This window comes from Mycobacterium sp. OTB74 (genome assembly GCF_029892685.1).
GTDB lineage: Bacteria > Actinomycetota > Actinomycetes > Mycobacteriales > Mycobacteriaceae > Mycobacterium.
Genome location: NZ_JARXVD010000018.1, coordinates 129,450 through 145,058, shown reverse-complemented (window position 1 = coordinate 145,058; position 15,609 = coordinate 129,450). Strand labels below are relative to the sequence as shown.

Here is a 15,609-nt window from a genome sequence, read left to right as displayed (position 1 = left end):
TTCGCCGGCGCACAAGACCTCGTACCACAAACCCTCGACGAGCAGACGGTGCTGTCATACACAGCTCAGGTTCCCGCTTCGTTGATGAGAGAGTTCTTTCTCACCGGCACACCGCAGGAGGTTGTCGATCAAGCCGCCCAATGGCGCGATCACGGACTGCGCTATCTGGTCGTGATGAACCTCAGCATCCTGCAGCCCAGCCTACGCAACGGTCTGACCTCCAACGCACCTTTCCTGAGGCTTCTCCGCGGGCTCAAGAAGTTATGAAGCGGAGTCGAACTACTCGGCTCTCTCGTACATCGAACCTCGTACGGCGTCGTTCTCCCACCGACGAGTTGAACCCTCCATATCGGTGAACAAAAACGTCACCACCCCTGAAGCGACAGCCACAGCGTCGTGGTCAGGCCCAGCACCGCCCCGTCATGGCATCGCCTCGGCCCACGCGATATGGCCTTCGAAGCCAAGCCTTTTCGCCATCTCACGGTAGCGATCGCGAAAGTCGCGATAGCTGGTGTCATCGCCGTGGGCACGGGCTAGCAGTGCGCGCAGGCGCAGCAGCCAGATCTCACGTATCGCCATACCCTCTTCGGCTCGCGCGGCCGCTAGCCGCTCGATCGCGGCCTGGGCTTCGGCCAGGTCACCGTCAGCCCCGCGGTCCAGCAGGGTGTCCACCAGCACACCTGTCGAAGAAACACTCCACAGCAGCAGTCGCCCCCCGCGGAACACATAGTCGACGGCCGAGCGCATGAGAGGTATCGCCTCATCGTGCTCTCCGTGCCGGGCTCTCTCCCGCGCCAAATACACGTTGACGATCGGTAACTCGGCCTGGACGTATCCCCCGCGCACGAACTCGTCGCGGACCTCCGCCAGCAGTTTTTGTCCGCGTTCGCGCTCGGGATCGGTCGGACGGTGCACCAGCGCAATGCCCAGCGTCAGCCCCCGCGCGAGAGCCACCGCGAGGTCATCACTGGATCGTTCGGCAATCCGGGCTGCATCCTCGACCTCGCGCATGGCGGAATCCTCGGGCTCCAGCACGCCAGCGGGTATTCCACAGAAATAGACCCAGCTGACAGCCGTGGCGTAGCACATGGGGTCGGCGCTGCGGGCCATGACCAGGCTGTGCCGCAGGTCGTCCTGCCACCCGGAACGACCCAGGCTATAACGGGCCATACCCCGCGAAGTGAAGGCCATCGCCAACGGAGACCCAATCATGAAGTTGCCTTTCGACGGGTCTCCGTTGGCCAGGTCTATCACTGCCTGTGAATACCGCGCGACGTCACTCCACTCGGCGGACTCCCCCTTGGCGTAGGTGCCCGGGTAGGCCAGCCCCACCGTCAAGGTCGGATCGCCGAGCGACTCGAGGAGCGCCATGGCTTCCGATGCCAACTGCGACGCCTCGCGCATCCGGTCCCGAAAGGCGTGATCCATCACCAGCCCCGCCATCGCGATCGCCAGTGACGCCTTGTCCTCGGCGGCGGCGCACAACTCCCGCAATTCATCAAAGTGGTCACCGGCAACATCCATATGGGTTCGCCAGGCAATCGCGCACAACATGGTGCGAGGGGCAATGCGCATGGCTGGTCGGTTGGGGTCATCGGCGGGTAGGGCGTCGGCGATCAGTTGGGCGCGCTCCCAGCTCAGCCGCGCAGCGGCGATGTCGCGGTGGGCCGCCCACGTTGCGGCACGCATGTGCCAGCCGTAGGCGGCATGCAGATCACCGGCGGCCTCCAAATGTTCGGCGATCAGCGCCGCATTTTCATCAGCTGTGGCCGGGTTACGGGCTTCAATTGCGGCGGCCAGCCGCCGGTGCCGCTCGGCACGATCCGACTTAAGTTGTGATTCGTAGGCCACCATGCGGATCAGCGGATGGTGGAACACGTACTCGGGCTGTCGGGTAAACCTGATCTGATCGATCAGCTCGCCTCCCACCAGGTCCTCCAGGGCAGGATCAACCTCCAGCGTTTCCAGTAGGTCCCGGCTGAACTTCGCGCCGATCACCGCCGCAGCGTTCAGGTTGCGTTTCGCTTTAGGGTTCAGCCGGTCGACGCGGGCGGCGATAGTGGCGTGGACAGTGGCGGGCACGGTGACCTCGGCAGCGTCGACGGTGGAGACGTAAGCGCTGCGGTTGCCGCGCAACACAGCACGCTCAGCCAAATCCCGCACCATCTCCTCGGCGAAAAACGGGTTACCCGCGGCCCGCTCGGCGATCCTCTGGCCCAGCTCGCCAACAGTGGGGTCGTGACCGAGCAGCTGCGAGACCAGCGCCATGGTTTCTGAATCACTCAGTGGCGCAAGGGCTATGGTTTTGGCACCGGCCACCCGGCTCAACGCGCCCTGATATTCGGGGCGGTAGGTGACCAGCACCAGCGAGGACGACTGTGGGATCACTTTGATGAAGTCGGCCAGCATCGACTCGCTGACCGCATCGATCCAATGGGCATCCTCGATGACGTAGAGCACCGGGCTTTTTCGGGCCAACGAGGCGGCGTTCACCAGCCCGGTCAACCGCCGCCGCCGAGCATCCGGATCGATCTTGGGCAGTTGGACATCGGGATCGGCGACGCCCAGCAGGTCGTCAAAGAGCACCAAGTCCTCGGGCTCCGCGTCGGGAGCCTGAGCCCGTATCCGCGCTCGGGCGGCATGGGGGTCAAGACCCTTGATGCCGGTGACCGCACGCAGCAGCCGCGCCACCGCATGGAAGGGGACCTGGCTGGTGTGCGACTCGCAGAAGGCGGTGAACACGTCGACACCCCGGGCGGCGGCCACCACGGCGACCTCCCGCGCCAGCCGGCTCTTGCCGATGCCGGGTGAGCCCACCACGCCGACCACCGCGCCGTGGCCGTCGATGGCACGCTCCAACGAGCCCTCGACAGCGGACATCTCCCACCGCCGACCCACCAAACTCGACTCACCCCGCCAGGCAGCGCGATGTCGTTCTCCGATGCCCAACAGCCGCTGGGCCGCCACGGGCTCGTCGACACCTTTGATACGTAGCATCTCTGGTTTGCCGAGCGTTGCAGCGTCCTCGACAAGTCGTGCTGTGGACGCGCTCAGCATCACCCCACCCGGCGGTGCCACCGATTCCATGCGCTGAGCCATGCCGACTTGCTCACCGAAGGTGGTGTAACCGAAAGGCCCCGAGCCGATCTCACCGGCGATCACCTGGCCAGAGTTCAGCCCGACACGGACCTGGAGGTTCACACCGTCGCGCTCTCGGGTCTCGATGGCAAGGCGCTTCGCCTCCTCCTGAACGCCCAAGGCAGCTAGACAGGCTCGAACGGCATGGTCCTCCAACGCGACCGGCGCGCCGAACACCGCCATGACCCCATCACCGGTGAACTGATTCACCCTGCCGCCGTAGCGTTTCACCACGACCGTCGCACGATCCACCAGCCCGGCCATGATCTCGCGCAGCCGCTCCGCCCCGACGGTCGCAGCGATGTCCATGGAATGCACAACATCGGCGAACAGAACCGTCGCCTGCTTGTACTCCGCGCCGATACTGGCGTCTTCGACCGGTGCACCGCAGTCGTGGCAAAACCGGGCATCCTCTGAGAGTTCGGTGCCACACCTCCGGCACGCTGTCATGGCCGCCACCGACCCTCCACCGATCCACACTGCGCTCAAGAGCGTCCCCTAAAGATAGCCGGGGCCCAGCACATTGGCCGCCCGAAAGCTCTAGACCCAAAGGAACGCCGCCCCGCCCGACGCAGGCCGCCGCTCAGCAGTACTTCACACCATGCCCGGTCGAAGCTGGTCGCCGTCTTTCGCCGCCAGCACAGCCAGCAACGGTGGACACGTCGCCTGCCACGGATCAGTGACCACATCGCCGATATCGACCTTCTCCGCAGCGATGAGGGGCCGGAACCGACAACCCGGCACATCGGTGGTCGTGGTGACCTGTGCCGGCTTGTTGTATCGATTCTTTCGGGTCGGGTCCTCGGTGACGGAGACGAACGGCAGAGTCTGATTCCCCGCTCTCACGCCGCACCCCGCCAACGCCGGTACAGCTCAACCATCGCCACGAACGTGGCCCACACCGCGATCAGGCACCTGAGTTTTAGCATGCCAAGCCCAGAAAACCCGTTTTTGGATACAGGCCCCCGCTAAATGGAATTTCTCCCACTATCGCTGCTGAGGTATTCCGCTTTTTGGCGCCCCGCCTGCGGTTGTGCCAAAATTGATTTACACATGTGACACAACGCCTACCGGAACATCGCTGAGACATTCCGGTCGGCGTCAGGGGTTTCCAGGCTTTCAGACGCGCTCGCCGTACATCAGATTCATAATTTGGGCGATGAGGTGGTCGGCAACGCCCTTCTCGGTTAGCTGTTCCCACCCCTGCTCTCGCCCCTCGTCGCTCACGACGATGACATGCTTCCCCTGCATTGCGGCCTGCAGGTCGAAAGGACAACCGCACGGCGCAATGACCTCTTCCGGCGTATCGGTGTGGGCGCGGTAACCGCACTGGGTGCACCACTCGTAACGGCGTACCCGACCGGGCTGATCAGGGTTGACTCCCGCAAACATCAGAATGCTCACTGGGCACTCCAATCAGCTAGGGCCTCACGCGCTTTGGCGAACGCTTCGACGTCACTCACCGCCGATAGTGGTACCACTACCCAGTTGCCTGACCGTTGCTTGGGCGGCACCCGCAGAACCCACCCGCCAATACGCTCGGGATTTTCTGCGTCGCGCCATGACTGGAATTGGACTACCGGCAGCAGCTCGGGGTTGTTGTACTCCCGGTTCCACTGCTCGAAATCGTCACCGATGTAGGGCCTCGGGAACATGTCAGGCCTGTGGTTCATGCATTCACCGCCCAGGCCCACAGTGCTACGAAGTCGCTCCCGAAGCCGAGCCCCCAGGCAATATCGTCAGTGGGCCTGTCATCTCGGCGCAGAATCTCGCAGACGAAATCGACAGTCCGATACTCAGTCATGAGTGCGCCGGCTGGCGTTGGCAGGGTTGGGGTTTCGAGCGGGTTGGTCACTGTGGCCCTTCCGGTTGGCTCCGAGTCGACATGGGCAGCATGAACCAAATTTTCGCGCCCGTCAATACCCGAATATTGTTCAGGCAGTTGGCTTTTCGCCCTTACTCGCCAGGTTATTCCTCCGGCATTTGCCGCCCCTTCGAGCTGCCTTATGCCCGCCCATTCCTAGCCGCGCGACTGAGGCATTCCCCCTTTTTCCGGCTTTGGTCGACCGACTAATACTTCTTCCGGCATTGGTCGACCGACTAATATTTTCCGGGCACTGGTCGACCGACTAATAGGCATAAGCAATGCGGTCATCGCGCACCAACCGGAGTGGTCATCTTCTCCAGACTGGCCAGATCAACCCGAATCAACCGGGGTCCGACGCGCATCGCCGCGAGCCGGCCCGTGGCGATGTACCGGCGAATAGTGCGGGTGGAAGCTTCGAGTTCTTCGGCAGCCTGCTCAGTCCTATCGGCTGATTCCTCAACGATATTGACGTCTACGGAAATTATCTGTTACGACTCTCCCAGCGAGTTGTCGGGGTATCGACACCGCGGTCACAGACGAACAGGGGGGGGTTGTGGCGGATAGCCGTCGTTCCGGTCAGCGTGCTCAGGGTTCGGCGCAGCGTAGGGGTGCTGCTCAGCTGGCTGATGGTCGTCGCCGTGGGCCGTATCGCTGGCTGGGTGCCGGTGCGGTCATGCTGGGTGTGGGTGTGGCCTTGGCCAGTGGGGCTGGGATTGCCCAGGCCGACAACGCATCTGCCGGCGGTGCCGGCTCGTCACCTGCTGCGGCCAGCGACGCCTCTAGAGCAGCAGGGTTGGGTTCGAGCGCGGCTAGTGCCCGCCGGGCTAAAGCCAAGGACACCGCGTCCGCGACGGCCACCGATCTGACCGGCAGGCCGGTCGGCTCCAGGGCCGACCATGCATCGCCGGGCGCCACATCATCGGCGACGGTGGCGCCGGGCAAGCACTCCACCGGGAGTTCGCGGCGCCCCGCGAACGCCAACCACCCTGCGGCTTCGGTGATCACGGCCACGGCGGGCTCGGCCTCGACGGGGTCGATCGGTTCGGATTCGACAGTCGCACATCGGGATTGGCGGGTGGCACGGCCGGCACCAGCGGTGGCGACGGCGGTGGCGGCCACCTCCGCGGTGGTCGCGGTGCCGCAGGGGTCGACCGTTTCAGCACCGGTCGCCACCGCTGCTGCTGTGGCGGCACCGCGCACTTCCGTGCCGACGGTGCGGTCGGTGCTGGCGGCGACGTTGTCGGCGCTGACGGGAAACCCGGTGGCACCGGCGGGTTCTCCGGGGGCCTGGGTGCTCGCGGCCGCGGTGCGGCGGGAGATCGATGACATCGTCGCCGCGCTCGGCGGCACCGCACGCGCACAGAGCACCGGCCAAACCGGACAGACGGTGGCGCTGATGACAGCATCGGCGGTGGCTACCCCCGCGGCGGCCACCGCACCCGTCGGGGCCCTGGATGTGTGTGCCGCCGGCAACAACTGCTCGTATGTGAACCTGAGCGGGGCGAATCTGGCTGGCCAAGACCTGTCCGGATATAACTTCACCGGGGCGAACCTGTCCGGGGCCAACCTGACCGGAGCCACCCTCACCGGGACAACCCTGTCCGGGGCCACCCTGACCGGAGCCACCCTGACCGGGGTGACCCTGACCGGGGCCAACCTGAGCTGGGCGAACCTGACCGGGCAGGACCTGCAGGGCGTCAACCTGGCCGGGACGAACCTGGCCAACGCGTACCTGACCAACACCAACCTCACCGGACAAAACCTGCAGGGCCTCAACCTGTCCGGGGCCAACCTGACCGGAGCCACCCTGACCGGAGCCACCCTGACGGGGGCCAACCTGAGCTGGGCGAACCTGACCGGGCAGGACCTGCAGGGCCTCAACCTCGCCGGGACGAACCTGGCCAACGCGTACCTGACCAACACCAACGTCACCGGACAAAACCTGACCGGGGCGTACCTGACCGGGGCCAACCTGACCGGAGCCACCCTGACCGAGGTGAATCTGTCTGGGGCGGACTTGAGCTGGGTGAACCTGTCCGGGGCGAACCTCACCGGGGCGAACCTGAGCGGGGCGAACCTGACCAACGCGTACCTGACCAACGTCAACCTGACCAACGCCAACCTGACCGGGCAGAACCTGCAAGTTTACGACCTCACGGGGACCACCCTCAGCGGGGCGAACCTGACCAACGCCAACCTCACCGGACAGAACCTGCAGGGCTACAACCTCACCGGGACCACCCTCACCGGGGCGAACCTGACCAACACCAACCTGACCGGACAGAACCTGCAGGGCCTGAACCTGTCCGGGGCGAACCTGACCGGGGCGAACCTGAGCTGGGCGAACCTGACCGGGCAGGACCTGCAGGGCCTCAACCTGGCCGGGACGAACCTGGCCGGGGCGTACCTGACCAACACCAACCTCACCGGACAAAACCTGCAGGGCCTCAACCTGGCCGGGGCCAACCTGACCGGGGCCACCCTGACCGGGGTGACCCTGACCGGGGCGGACCTGAGTTGGGTGAACCTGTCCGGGCAGGACCTGCAGGGCCTCAACCTGGCCGGGACGAACCTGGCCAACGCGTACCTGACCAACGCCAACCTGACCGGACAGAACCTGCAGAACCTCAACCTGGCCGGGGCCAACCTGACCGGAGCCAACCTCACCGGGGCCAACCTGAGCTCGGCGAACCTGAGCTGGGCGAACCTGTCCGGGGCGAACCTCGCCGGGGCGAACCTGGCCAACGCCAACCTGACCAACGCCAACCTGACCGGGTAGAACCTGCAGGGCTTCACCCCCACCCCTGGAAGGTCCATCGCCTGCGCTGGTCGAACGGTTCCTGGACGTCCTGGACCCACGACTAGCCGTCGACCATCAACGACCCCGCTGGACAACCAGCGGGGTCGCTTCGTGTGTGCGCCAACATCCGCCGACATTTCGCTCCATCTCGCGTTCCTCGTTGGAGGCGAATCATTCATTGGGGCGTTGTTAGTCGGTGCCGGTGAGTCCTGTCGCGAGCGTGACGACCCACTTGCCGTCCTGTGACAGGCAACATCTCTCGGGCGCTTCCGCGTGGCAGCTCATGTGGCCGTAGCTGTTGGTGTCGCATTGCCACGTGTAATCAGGCGTGGGTGGCGGTGCTGGCGTTTGGGTCGGCCTGTGCGACCGGGGCTGCGATCAGCGCCGATTCTTCAGCGCGTGGTTGATGGCGAACACCAGCCAGATCACGGTCCACATGCCGCCCCACACGAACCATCCGACGACCATGACACCAGCGATGCGCCCGGCGTTGGAGTCCTGCCTGGCCACCTCCGCGGCGGCGGACATCATCGCGTACCCCGGGATCGTGGTGCCCAGCAGCGACAGGATGGCCAGCAGCGCGAAGCCGTAGTGAGTGGTGATCCGTGCTGGTTCTTTGTGTTGTTGACTTGCCATGTGGCGAACCTTCCCGCCCTGGCCTGTGCCCGAGCGTGCGGCTACTTTGCCAGAGTTGGGCGGAGTTGTTCGGCTCAATTAAGGAAAAAACCGGAAACAGTAGGAAATTAGTTCAGCTCACTGATCACGCCTGCGCATTCCCCTCAGTGCGGCGGCGATGAAACTCGCGACATGACAGGCGTGGATACCTTTGCGCCTGCGAGTCCCGTCGCCCTTTTCATCCTCCGGACGCCTCGGCTGGAGGCGGGCTTGGTGGGGTTACTTCTTGGTGCTCTTGGTCTCGGCCAGCGTCGGTGCGGCGGTCGGCAGGCCGGCCCTATGCCAGAGGAACCAGAGCATATTGTGACCGACTTCGATTGGCCGCTATGGGTTGAGGCCTCTGAGATCCCGCCGTTCACGCGGACGCTGGTGAACACTGAAATAAGAGCTAAAGACCAGGCAGTGATACGGAACCACGAGCACGCGAAGACCGTCGACAGTATCGTAGCGGGCGACTTCCCCAGTGTTGGAATCCCTTTCGCCCGGCGGCCAGACGATGAACGCCGTCTGCCCTTCCGCGATTTCCAGGGGCCGTTTTTGTCCGTCGCCTTTGATTTCGAAAGCTAGTTCACGAACGTCGAACTGACCGCGTGCCAACTGCATCTCAAAACTACTAAAGAATTGAGACGGTGATTCCGGTACTTGCAGCATCGAATCGAACCCGACACCGTCGCCTCCTGCTTAGACTTCCTTGCCATGAAGTACCTCGGTGCTCTGACCGTCGTTTCTGTGGCCGTCGTTGTCGCGCCAGTTGCGCACGCTGACAGCGAATCAACGTTTCGACAGCACCTCGATGCCCATGGCATCACGTACACCGGCACCATTGACGGGATGGCGCACAACGCTTGCACCGCCCTGGACGCGAACCCGTCGGCATGGAAATCGGTGACGCGCGGCGTGGTGCGCTCTGGTTTGTCAGAGGAAAACGCGATTGAAGTTGTTGGCGCTGGTGTCGTGTCATTCTGCCCACAACATATGGGCGACATTCCTAATGATCCGTGGGTGGCTGCCCAGGAATTGGACAGCTAGTAGTGGCTGCCCGAGACTGAATTCTGCAGTTGCTCGCCCAATTCCACGATGCGAGCACTGATGGGGGGATCCGACATGCCAATCCCTCAACCGGCCAACACAACTGGTTGTAACGCTAGCATCGGTCGGTTATCACCAGTCTTCAAAATAGCCTTGAACTGCTGTGATGCCGTTCCCGGCGGTGATAGCGCAGGTCACAAAATGCCTTCAAATAGTTCCATTTCAACGTGTGAGTACCGTGAGTCGTCATGCTCTGGCGGAAAGCGCCGGTTCAGCACATCGATGAGTCGGTGCTTTGAATCACCGCTTCCCAGACCCACAACTGAACCATGACGATGATGCACAATTCGATGCACCATCGAACAAATACTAATTCGAATAAGTGACGCCATAAAATTCGGATGGCTGATTGCAATTACATGCGGTTCTCGGCCATTTCCCATCAATCCCAGCAAGCTCATTCGACCCGGGACGGGTCTGAACTTTCCAGGGACGGTGACCGCCGCGACCCTGGTCAGGGATCGCCCCGTTCGATTTCTCAAGTAAAAGCACAGGTCAAGCCCGCGACCTGTCTGTGCCTTCTACCTGCGGCGCTTCCCCCCATTGATTCCTGAATCCGCCCTACACACACATGTCTGAGGCCGGGTCAAGAGGGCAACAGGGGTGGGTCTGGCTCCTCAATCGAGTAGTGCACTACTGACTTCAAAGGGGTATGGGCGGTTTTACGCTCACCCCAGCCGCGGATAAACGCGGGTGAACCGCCCACGAGGGGGCCATGGCATGCCCGAGCTTCTGGATGAACTTTCAACGACGTGCCGGTTATGTGGTCGTTTGCACATCGACTGCGATACCTGTCCGTGCGTTCGTTCCCTTGGACATTGGGTCATCGATGGATGCGATCACTGCAACACCCGGGACGACGACGCTACCGGGACCGACACCGCAATGGTTACTTGTTGACTGAAACGCCTGATCATCCAGAGAAGATTCCGCCGCCGAGGTTTCCGGACGTGGCCGTGGCCGCTGATTGCGTTGAATTTGCGCGTTCTCTTCCGCCGCCCGAGCGGTTAGTGCTTCTTTCCGTGGCCCGCGGCGGGCTTGACCGTCGCGGTGCTGGTGACCGCCGTCCGTGGGGTGGGTTTGCTGGCCACCGCGGTGGCAAGTTTGCTCCCGCCAGTCGACGCCGTGCGGACCTGGGTGGTGAGCGATGAGATGGCCGTGCGAACCGGGATGGTGACCGGTGAGACCGCTTTATGGAGCACTGACTGCGCTTGGGTGCTAGCCGTGTGCAGGTTGCCTTCTGTTGTGGTCAATACCGACGCTCCAGTGCTCGATGACTGAAGCAGCGGATAGTTCAGATGGGGGTCCAGCACCGGGGTGGCCGGGTAGCCGGTCGGCGAGTCGGTCGCCGGGAGCACACCCAAGTCGACCAGCGCTCCCTGCACACCCTGGACCGTCCCGGTGGCCAGGTCGCGGAGAATGGTAGACGGGTCGGGCAACTCGACCAGCGACGCCGGCGTCGGAATGTTGGCGTACTCGCCGCTGCCGTAGCCCATGTCTACGATCACCCGCAGGTCGGGCTGCAGCAGGTCGGCCAGTGCGTTTCCATAAGGGGCGGGCAGGTAGGTCCGCAAGGGCGACACCAACGGCAGGTTCTTGGTCAGCGACATGTAGTACGTGGTGTTGCCGGTGTAACCGGGTGAAGTGGGCAGTTGCACATAGCTGAGGGGGAACCACGGCACATAGTCGTGCTGGCCGCTGACGAGGAACCCCATGAGTGCGTTGATGTCGGACACCACGTTCAGCGGGTATTGCGGAAAGTCCCCTACCCCGTCGTACTGGTTGGTGTAGATCGCGGTGGGGTACGGCGAGTCGGGTGGCGTTGCACCGTTGAACGTCGCGTCTATCAGTGGCACGTGGAGACCGTTGAATCTCTCGAATACGCCGCCGTTGGGATTGTTCGGGTCGCCGGTCAACACGAAGCTGAGCTGGCCCTGAAAGGGAGAACCCTGCGCCATCAGGTTGCGGATCTCGTCCGTGATCACCGTGGAACCCTGCGATGTACCCCACACGGTCACATGATTGCCAGCACCGAGCTGCGGCAGCAGTGCACTGTTGAGGTCACTGACACCCGAGGCCACCGACTGGTCCAGGGTCAGGCTGCCCAGGGTGGGCGTGAGCGGCCACAACTGCTCCGGAGTGAAAATACTGACCGGGTTGGGCAGCCCGTAAAGATTGCTGATCATGCTGTCCAACGCTGGCGAGACCAACGCGTAGTCGGTCCCTCCCACGACGAACGTCTGGTTCGCAAGGTTAGGGATGACGGGTTGGGTACCGGTCTGGACGTTGGCACCCAAGAAGCTACTGACCAACTGGCCGATCCCGACCTGGTTCTCTAGCGAGGTGACCACTTCCCGCAGCGCGTCCCCCGCTTGCTGGCCGGACGTCTCCGCTGCCGCGGACGCGGTAGGCGCGACGGCGATCAGGGCGGCGGTGCCCATTGCAGCAGCTGCGGCGATTGCCCGCGCGTGGACGTTGATCCTCATGGCCACCAGCCTCACCTCCGCGCGCTTCGCTTCCCGCAATCATAGGAATCAAACGGAAGTGAACTGCAGTTTTTTCAGCAATCCGTAGACCGCTCTCGACACCGATCGTCGATCAGACGGCGAGCGGCGCAGGCGCGGCGAAGAAACAGTTATGTAGGCAGATCTACCCGCAGCGCCAGGTGCTCATCGAGAATCCGACGCAGCGCGGCATCCATCGGATGCGCAGACGCAAGGTCACGGCCGCACCGACTGTCCACCACGACTACCGCGCCCTCACGCAATTCGGCGGTGTCGACTTGATCGACGAACGGATCGAACAAGGCCGGCGGCGTGGCCAGGTAATACAGCGCCCGGCGCGACTCGTTCAACCTGGCCGCATAAATCAGACCCTGTTGGGTGATCACGAAGAGTTCCGAGGTGATCCTGGCGTGCGGAATCTCGGTTTCGGCCCATGCCGTTGCGACGTGCCGGGTCTGTGCCAACTTATCGGGGACCTCATCAGTGAGCGTGAACAACCTTTCGACGAGTGCTCCACCCGTTCGCGGATAGGTGTCGATGGCGGGCCTGAAGTACCGCTGGAATATCTCGCCGAGAAAGTCGTACTTTTGCTCGCTCATCGCGGCTCCCAAGTTTCAGACGGACACCTCAATTGTGCGCCTGCGCCGTCAGATGTGGGCACGATGGAAGTTGGCTGGTTCCTATGAGTTTGACGAGCCGATGATGCGGTGGTGCCGGCCAGTTTGTGAGCTGCGCTAGGCGCGGGCCGGCAGCGTTGACGCACTAGACCACGATGTCATCGGATGCGCCCGAGACGCCGAGGACACTCCGATCGTCGGCCCCTTGTGAGCGTCCTGATTGCGGCACCAACACCAACCCCGGATTATCGCGAATGTCATTGCATTGCTAGAAGGGCTAAACTTCGACGTCATGAAGTCGAAAACCCCACTGGCCGCCGCGGCACTGGCCGTTGTCAGCTGGGCCGCATCGGCAACGATCGCGACCGCCGACCCGGACCAGCCGCCGGCACCAGACCCGGGTACCGCGCACACGCCTGGTCCCGCGGCCCCAGGCCCAGCTCCGGACCCAGCCGCGCCGGCAGCCGCCGGCCCGAAGAACACCATCGACAAGGACGGCATCTACGTCGTCGGCACCGACATCGTGCCCGGCACCTACGCCACCGCTGGCCCGGTCGGCAACGGCCGCTGCTACTGGCGCCGGATGAACAACCCGGACCCCATGGTCAAGGGCAACGTCATCGACAGTGCCTTGAGCGCCAAGCCGCAGGTGGTGGCGATCGACCCCGCGGACAAGGCGTTCAAGACCAGCGGCTGTCAGCCGTGGCATCCCACCGACCAGCCGGCTGACGCGCCAGGAACCACCATCTCGCCGCAGATGAAGATCGCCCTCGATGTGTTGGGCGGCCTGGCCAGTCAAGGCGGCGGCAGCGCGCCCGCGCCCAAACCTGGTTCCTGACGCCGTCTGATGTGATGAAACCCGCCCCGACCGGGGCGGGTTTCATGCGTGAATACCCGCCTCCACATGGTTTACTGAGTTGCATAAGTCGGCCATCGATTGGAGGTCACCGTGGCCAGCCAACAACCACTGGCGCCCATGGTTCCCGCGGAATCGTTGCCCGGTGCCGTCCGCTCACCGAAAACCGCCGAGTTGGTTGCGCGCACGCTGCGCCGCATGGTGGTGGACGGCCAGCTCGCCGACGGTGACTTCCTACCGCACGAATCAGCGCTCATGGAGCACTTCCAGGTCAGTCGCCCCACCCTCCGCGAAGCGGTGCGGGTGCTCGAATCCGAGCGCCTGGTGGAGGTCCGACGCGGTTCGCGCACCGGTGCCCGCGTCCGGGTACCCGGAGCTGAGATTGTCGCCCGTCCGGCCGGGCTGCTGCTGGAACTTTCCGGCGCAACTCTGACCGACGTCATCGATGCGCGCATCGCTTTCGAGCCCGCCGCCGCGCGACTGCTCGCCGAGCACGGCACGCCGGAGGCCAAGGCCGAATTCGACCGTCTGGTCAACGAGCTACCGACCGAGTGGGACGGCGCCAACCTGGCCCACACCACCGCCAACCTGCATCGCCGGATGGTGGAGCTGTCAGGCAACCCGATCCTGGCCATGATCGCCGGCATGCTCTACGAAATCACCGTGCGGCACACCATCACCGCTATAGACCAGACACCGAACTCGCTGTCCAAGGTCGACTACACCCGGATGGTCAAGTCCTACCGTCGACTCAACGACATGGTTGCGGCCGGCAAAGGTGCTGAGGCCGAGGCACATTGGCGCAAGCACATGGAGATCGCCACGGTGGCGCTGGTGCGAGGTCACGAGAAGACCAAGGTCCGCGACATCATGGACTGAGCCGCGCCGCTCACCCCCGCTTCACCGACCGAGAGGAACCCCGTGCCCGTCGACCGCCTGCTGCCCAACGAAGAGGCCCGGGAACTGATCGCGCTCACGCGCGACATTGCCGACAAGGTGCTGGACCCGATCGTCGACCAGCACGAGAAGGACGAAACCTACCCGGCCGGCGTGTTCACCGCGCTTGGCCAAGCCGGCCTGCTCAGCCTGCCCTACCCCATCGAGTGGGGCGGCGGCGGTCAGCCATACGAGGTCTACCTGCAGGTGCTCGAGGAACTCGCCGCCCGCTGGGCCGCGGTGGCCGTCGCGGTCAGCGTGCACAGCCTGTCGTGCCACCCGCTGATGGTCTACGGCACCGACGAGCAGCGCCAGGAGTGGCTGCCAGAGATGTTGAGCGGCAACGTCATTGGCGCATACAGCCTGTCCGAGCCCCAGGCGGGTTCGGACGCCGCTGCACTGAACTGCAAGGCCTCCCCCAGTGACGGCGGATACCGGATCACCGGATCAAAAGCGTGGATCACGCACGGCGGAATCGCGGACTTCTACACGTTGTTCGCCCGCACCGGTGAAGGCTCCCAAGGCATTTCGTGCTTCTTGGTACCCGGCGACACCGAGGGACTGACGTTCGGGCGGCCCGAGGAGAAGATGGGCCTGCACGCGGTACCCACCACCACCGCGCACTACGACGACGCATTCCTGCCGGTTGAACGCCGCATCGGTGCCGAAGGCCAGGGTCTGCCCATCGCGTTCAGCGCCTTGGACTCGGGCCGACTCGGCATCGCCGCGGTGGCCGTTGGCCTGGCGCAGGCCGCGTTGGACCAGGCCGTCAACTACGCCCAGGAACGAACCACCTTCGGCCGCAAGATCATCGATCACCAGGGCCTGGGCTTCCTGCTGGCCGACATGGCTGCCGCGGTCGATTCGGCGCGGGCCACCTATCTGGACGCGGCTCGCCGGCGCGATGCCCGCCTGCCCTACTCACGCAACGCATCGGTGGCCAAACTCGTCGCTACCGATGCAGCCATGAAGGTCACCACCGACGCGGTCCAGGTATTCGGCGGCGCCGGCTACACCCGGGACTACCGCGTCGAGCGGTATATGCGCGAAGCGAAGATCACGCAGATCTTTGAGGGCACCAACCAGATTCAGCGCCTGGTGATCAGCCGCAGCCTGGCCAGATGATC

At 63.9% G+C, this 15,609-nt stretch carries 15 protein-coding genes and 1 pseudogene; 6 read left to right on the top strand and 10 right to left on the bottom strand.

From position 1 onward, the window contains the following. Positions 1-267, top strand: a pseudogene (locus M2432_RS21980) (LLM class flavin-dependent oxidoreductase); the annotation flags it as partial. Positions 268-420: 153 nt separating this feature from the next. Here M2432_RS21980 and M2432_RS21975 read toward each other — a convergent pair. The 6 genes from M2432_RS21975 to M2432_RS21950 all read right to left on the bottom strand — a co-directional run bounded on the left by M2432_RS21975 (position 421) and on the right by M2432_RS21950 (position 6,124). Continuing rightward, positions 421-3,588, bottom strand: coding sequence for an adenylate/guanylate cyclase domain-containing protein (locus tag M2432_RS21975; RefSeq protein WP_280828962.1), 3,168 nt, complete (start codon positions 3,586-3,588; stop codon positions 421-423). A gap of 144 nt (positions 3,589-3,732) precedes the next feature. Continuing rightward, complete coding sequence (locus M2432_RS21970) at positions 3,733-3,984, bottom strand: hypothetical protein (protein WP_280828947.1); 252 nt, start codon at positions 3,982-3,984, stop codon at positions 3,733-3,735. A gap of 273 nt (positions 3,985-4,257) precedes the next feature. Beyond that, positions 4,258-4,542, bottom strand: a complete 285-nt coding sequence (locus M2432_RS21965; RefSeq protein WP_280828946.1) for a hypothetical protein — start codon at positions 4,540-4,542, stop codon at positions 4,258-4,260. After that, positions 4,539-4,811 (bottom strand): hypothetical protein, encoded by a 273-nt coding sequence (locus M2432_RS21960; RefSeq protein ID WP_280828945.1) that lies wholly within the window; start codon positions 4,809-4,811, stop codon positions 4,539-4,541. Before M2432_RS21960 ends, M2432_RS21965 begins: the two co-directional genes overlap by 4 nt. Positions 4,812-5,289: 478 nt before the next feature. Beyond that, positions 5,290-5,469 carry a helix-turn-helix domain-containing protein gene (locus M2432_RS21955; protein ID WP_280828961.1) on the bottom strand — a complete coding sequence of 60 codons (180 nt, stop codon included), beginning with the start codon at positions 5,467-5,469 and terminating at the stop codon, positions 5,290-5,292. Positions 5,470-5,620: 151 nt separating this feature from the next. Next, positions 5,621-6,124: a hypothetical protein gene (locus tag M2432_RS21950; RefSeq protein WP_280828944.1), complete on the bottom strand. Its 504-nt coding sequence runs from the start codon at positions 6,122-6,124 to the stop codon at positions 5,621-5,623. Here M2432_RS21950 and M2432_RS21945 point away from each other — a divergent pair. Beyond that, positions 6,114-7,784 (top strand): pentapeptide repeat-containing protein, encoded by a 1,671-nt coding sequence (locus tag M2432_RS21945; protein ID WP_280828943.1) that lies wholly within the window; start codon positions 6,114-6,116, stop codon positions 7,782-7,784. The two genes, M2432_RS21950 and M2432_RS21945, sit on opposite strands and share 11 nt — an antisense overlap. A 399-nt stretch (positions 7,785-8,183) precedes the next feature. Here M2432_RS21945 and M2432_RS21940 read toward each other — a convergent pair whose 3' ends face one another. Together M2432_RS21940 and M2432_RS21935 are read right to left on the bottom strand one after the other, a co-directional pair. Next, on the bottom strand, positions 8,184-8,441 hold the full coding sequence (locus M2432_RS21940; RefSeq protein ID WP_280828942.1) for a hypothetical protein: 258 nt from the start codon (positions 8,439-8,441) through the stop codon (positions 8,184-8,186). Between the two features lie 363 nt (positions 8,442-8,804). After that, positions 8,805-9,131, bottom strand: a complete 327-nt coding sequence (locus M2432_RS21935) for a hypothetical protein (RefSeq protein ID WP_280828941.1) — start codon at positions 9,129-9,131, stop codon at positions 8,805-8,807. Positions 9,132-9,176: 45 nt separating this feature from the next. Between M2432_RS21935 and M2432_RS21930 the strand changes: the two genes are divergently transcribed. After that, complete coding sequence (locus M2432_RS21930) at positions 9,177-9,509, top strand: DUF732 domain-containing protein (protein ID WP_280828940.1); 333 nt, start codon at positions 9,177-9,179, stop codon at positions 9,507-9,509. Positions 9,510-10,576: 1,067 nt separating this feature from the next. Here M2432_RS21930 and M2432_RS21925 read toward each other — a convergent pair. Both M2432_RS21925 and M2432_RS21920 read right to left on the bottom strand, forming a co-directional pair. Further along, positions 10,577-12,055, bottom strand: a complete 1,479-nt coding sequence (locus M2432_RS21925) for a PE-PPE domain-containing protein (RefSeq protein WP_280828939.1) — start codon at positions 12,053-12,055, stop codon at positions 10,577-10,579. Positions 12,056-12,204: 149 nt separating this feature from the next. Continuing rightward, a complete protein-coding gene (locus M2432_RS21920) occupies positions 12,205-12,672 on the bottom strand; it encodes a glucose-6-phosphate dehydrogenase (RefSeq protein WP_280828938.1) in 468 nt (155 codons plus the stop codon). Between the two features lie 310 nt (positions 12,673-12,982). Between M2432_RS21920 and M2432_RS21915 the strand changes: the two genes are divergently transcribed. The 3 genes from M2432_RS21915 (at position 12,983) to M2432_RS21905 (ending at position 15,607) form a co-directional block, all read left to right on the top strand. After that, entirely contained in the window at positions 12,983-13,528 is a 546-nt protein-coding gene (locus M2432_RS21915; protein ID WP_280828937.1) for a hypothetical protein, read from the top strand. A gap of 111 nt (positions 13,529-13,639) precedes the next feature. Continuing rightward, positions 13,640-14,425 (top strand): FCD domain-containing protein, encoded by a 786-nt coding sequence (locus tag M2432_RS21910; RefSeq protein WP_280828936.1) that lies wholly within the window; start codon positions 13,640-13,642, stop codon positions 14,423-14,425. A gap of 42 nt (positions 14,426-14,467) precedes the next feature. Next, positions 14,468-15,607, top strand: a complete 1,140-nt coding sequence (locus M2432_RS21905; RefSeq protein ID WP_280828935.1) for an acyl-CoA dehydrogenase family protein — start codon at positions 14,468-14,470, stop codon at positions 15,605-15,607. Positions 15,608-15,609 lie beyond the last annotated feature (2 nt).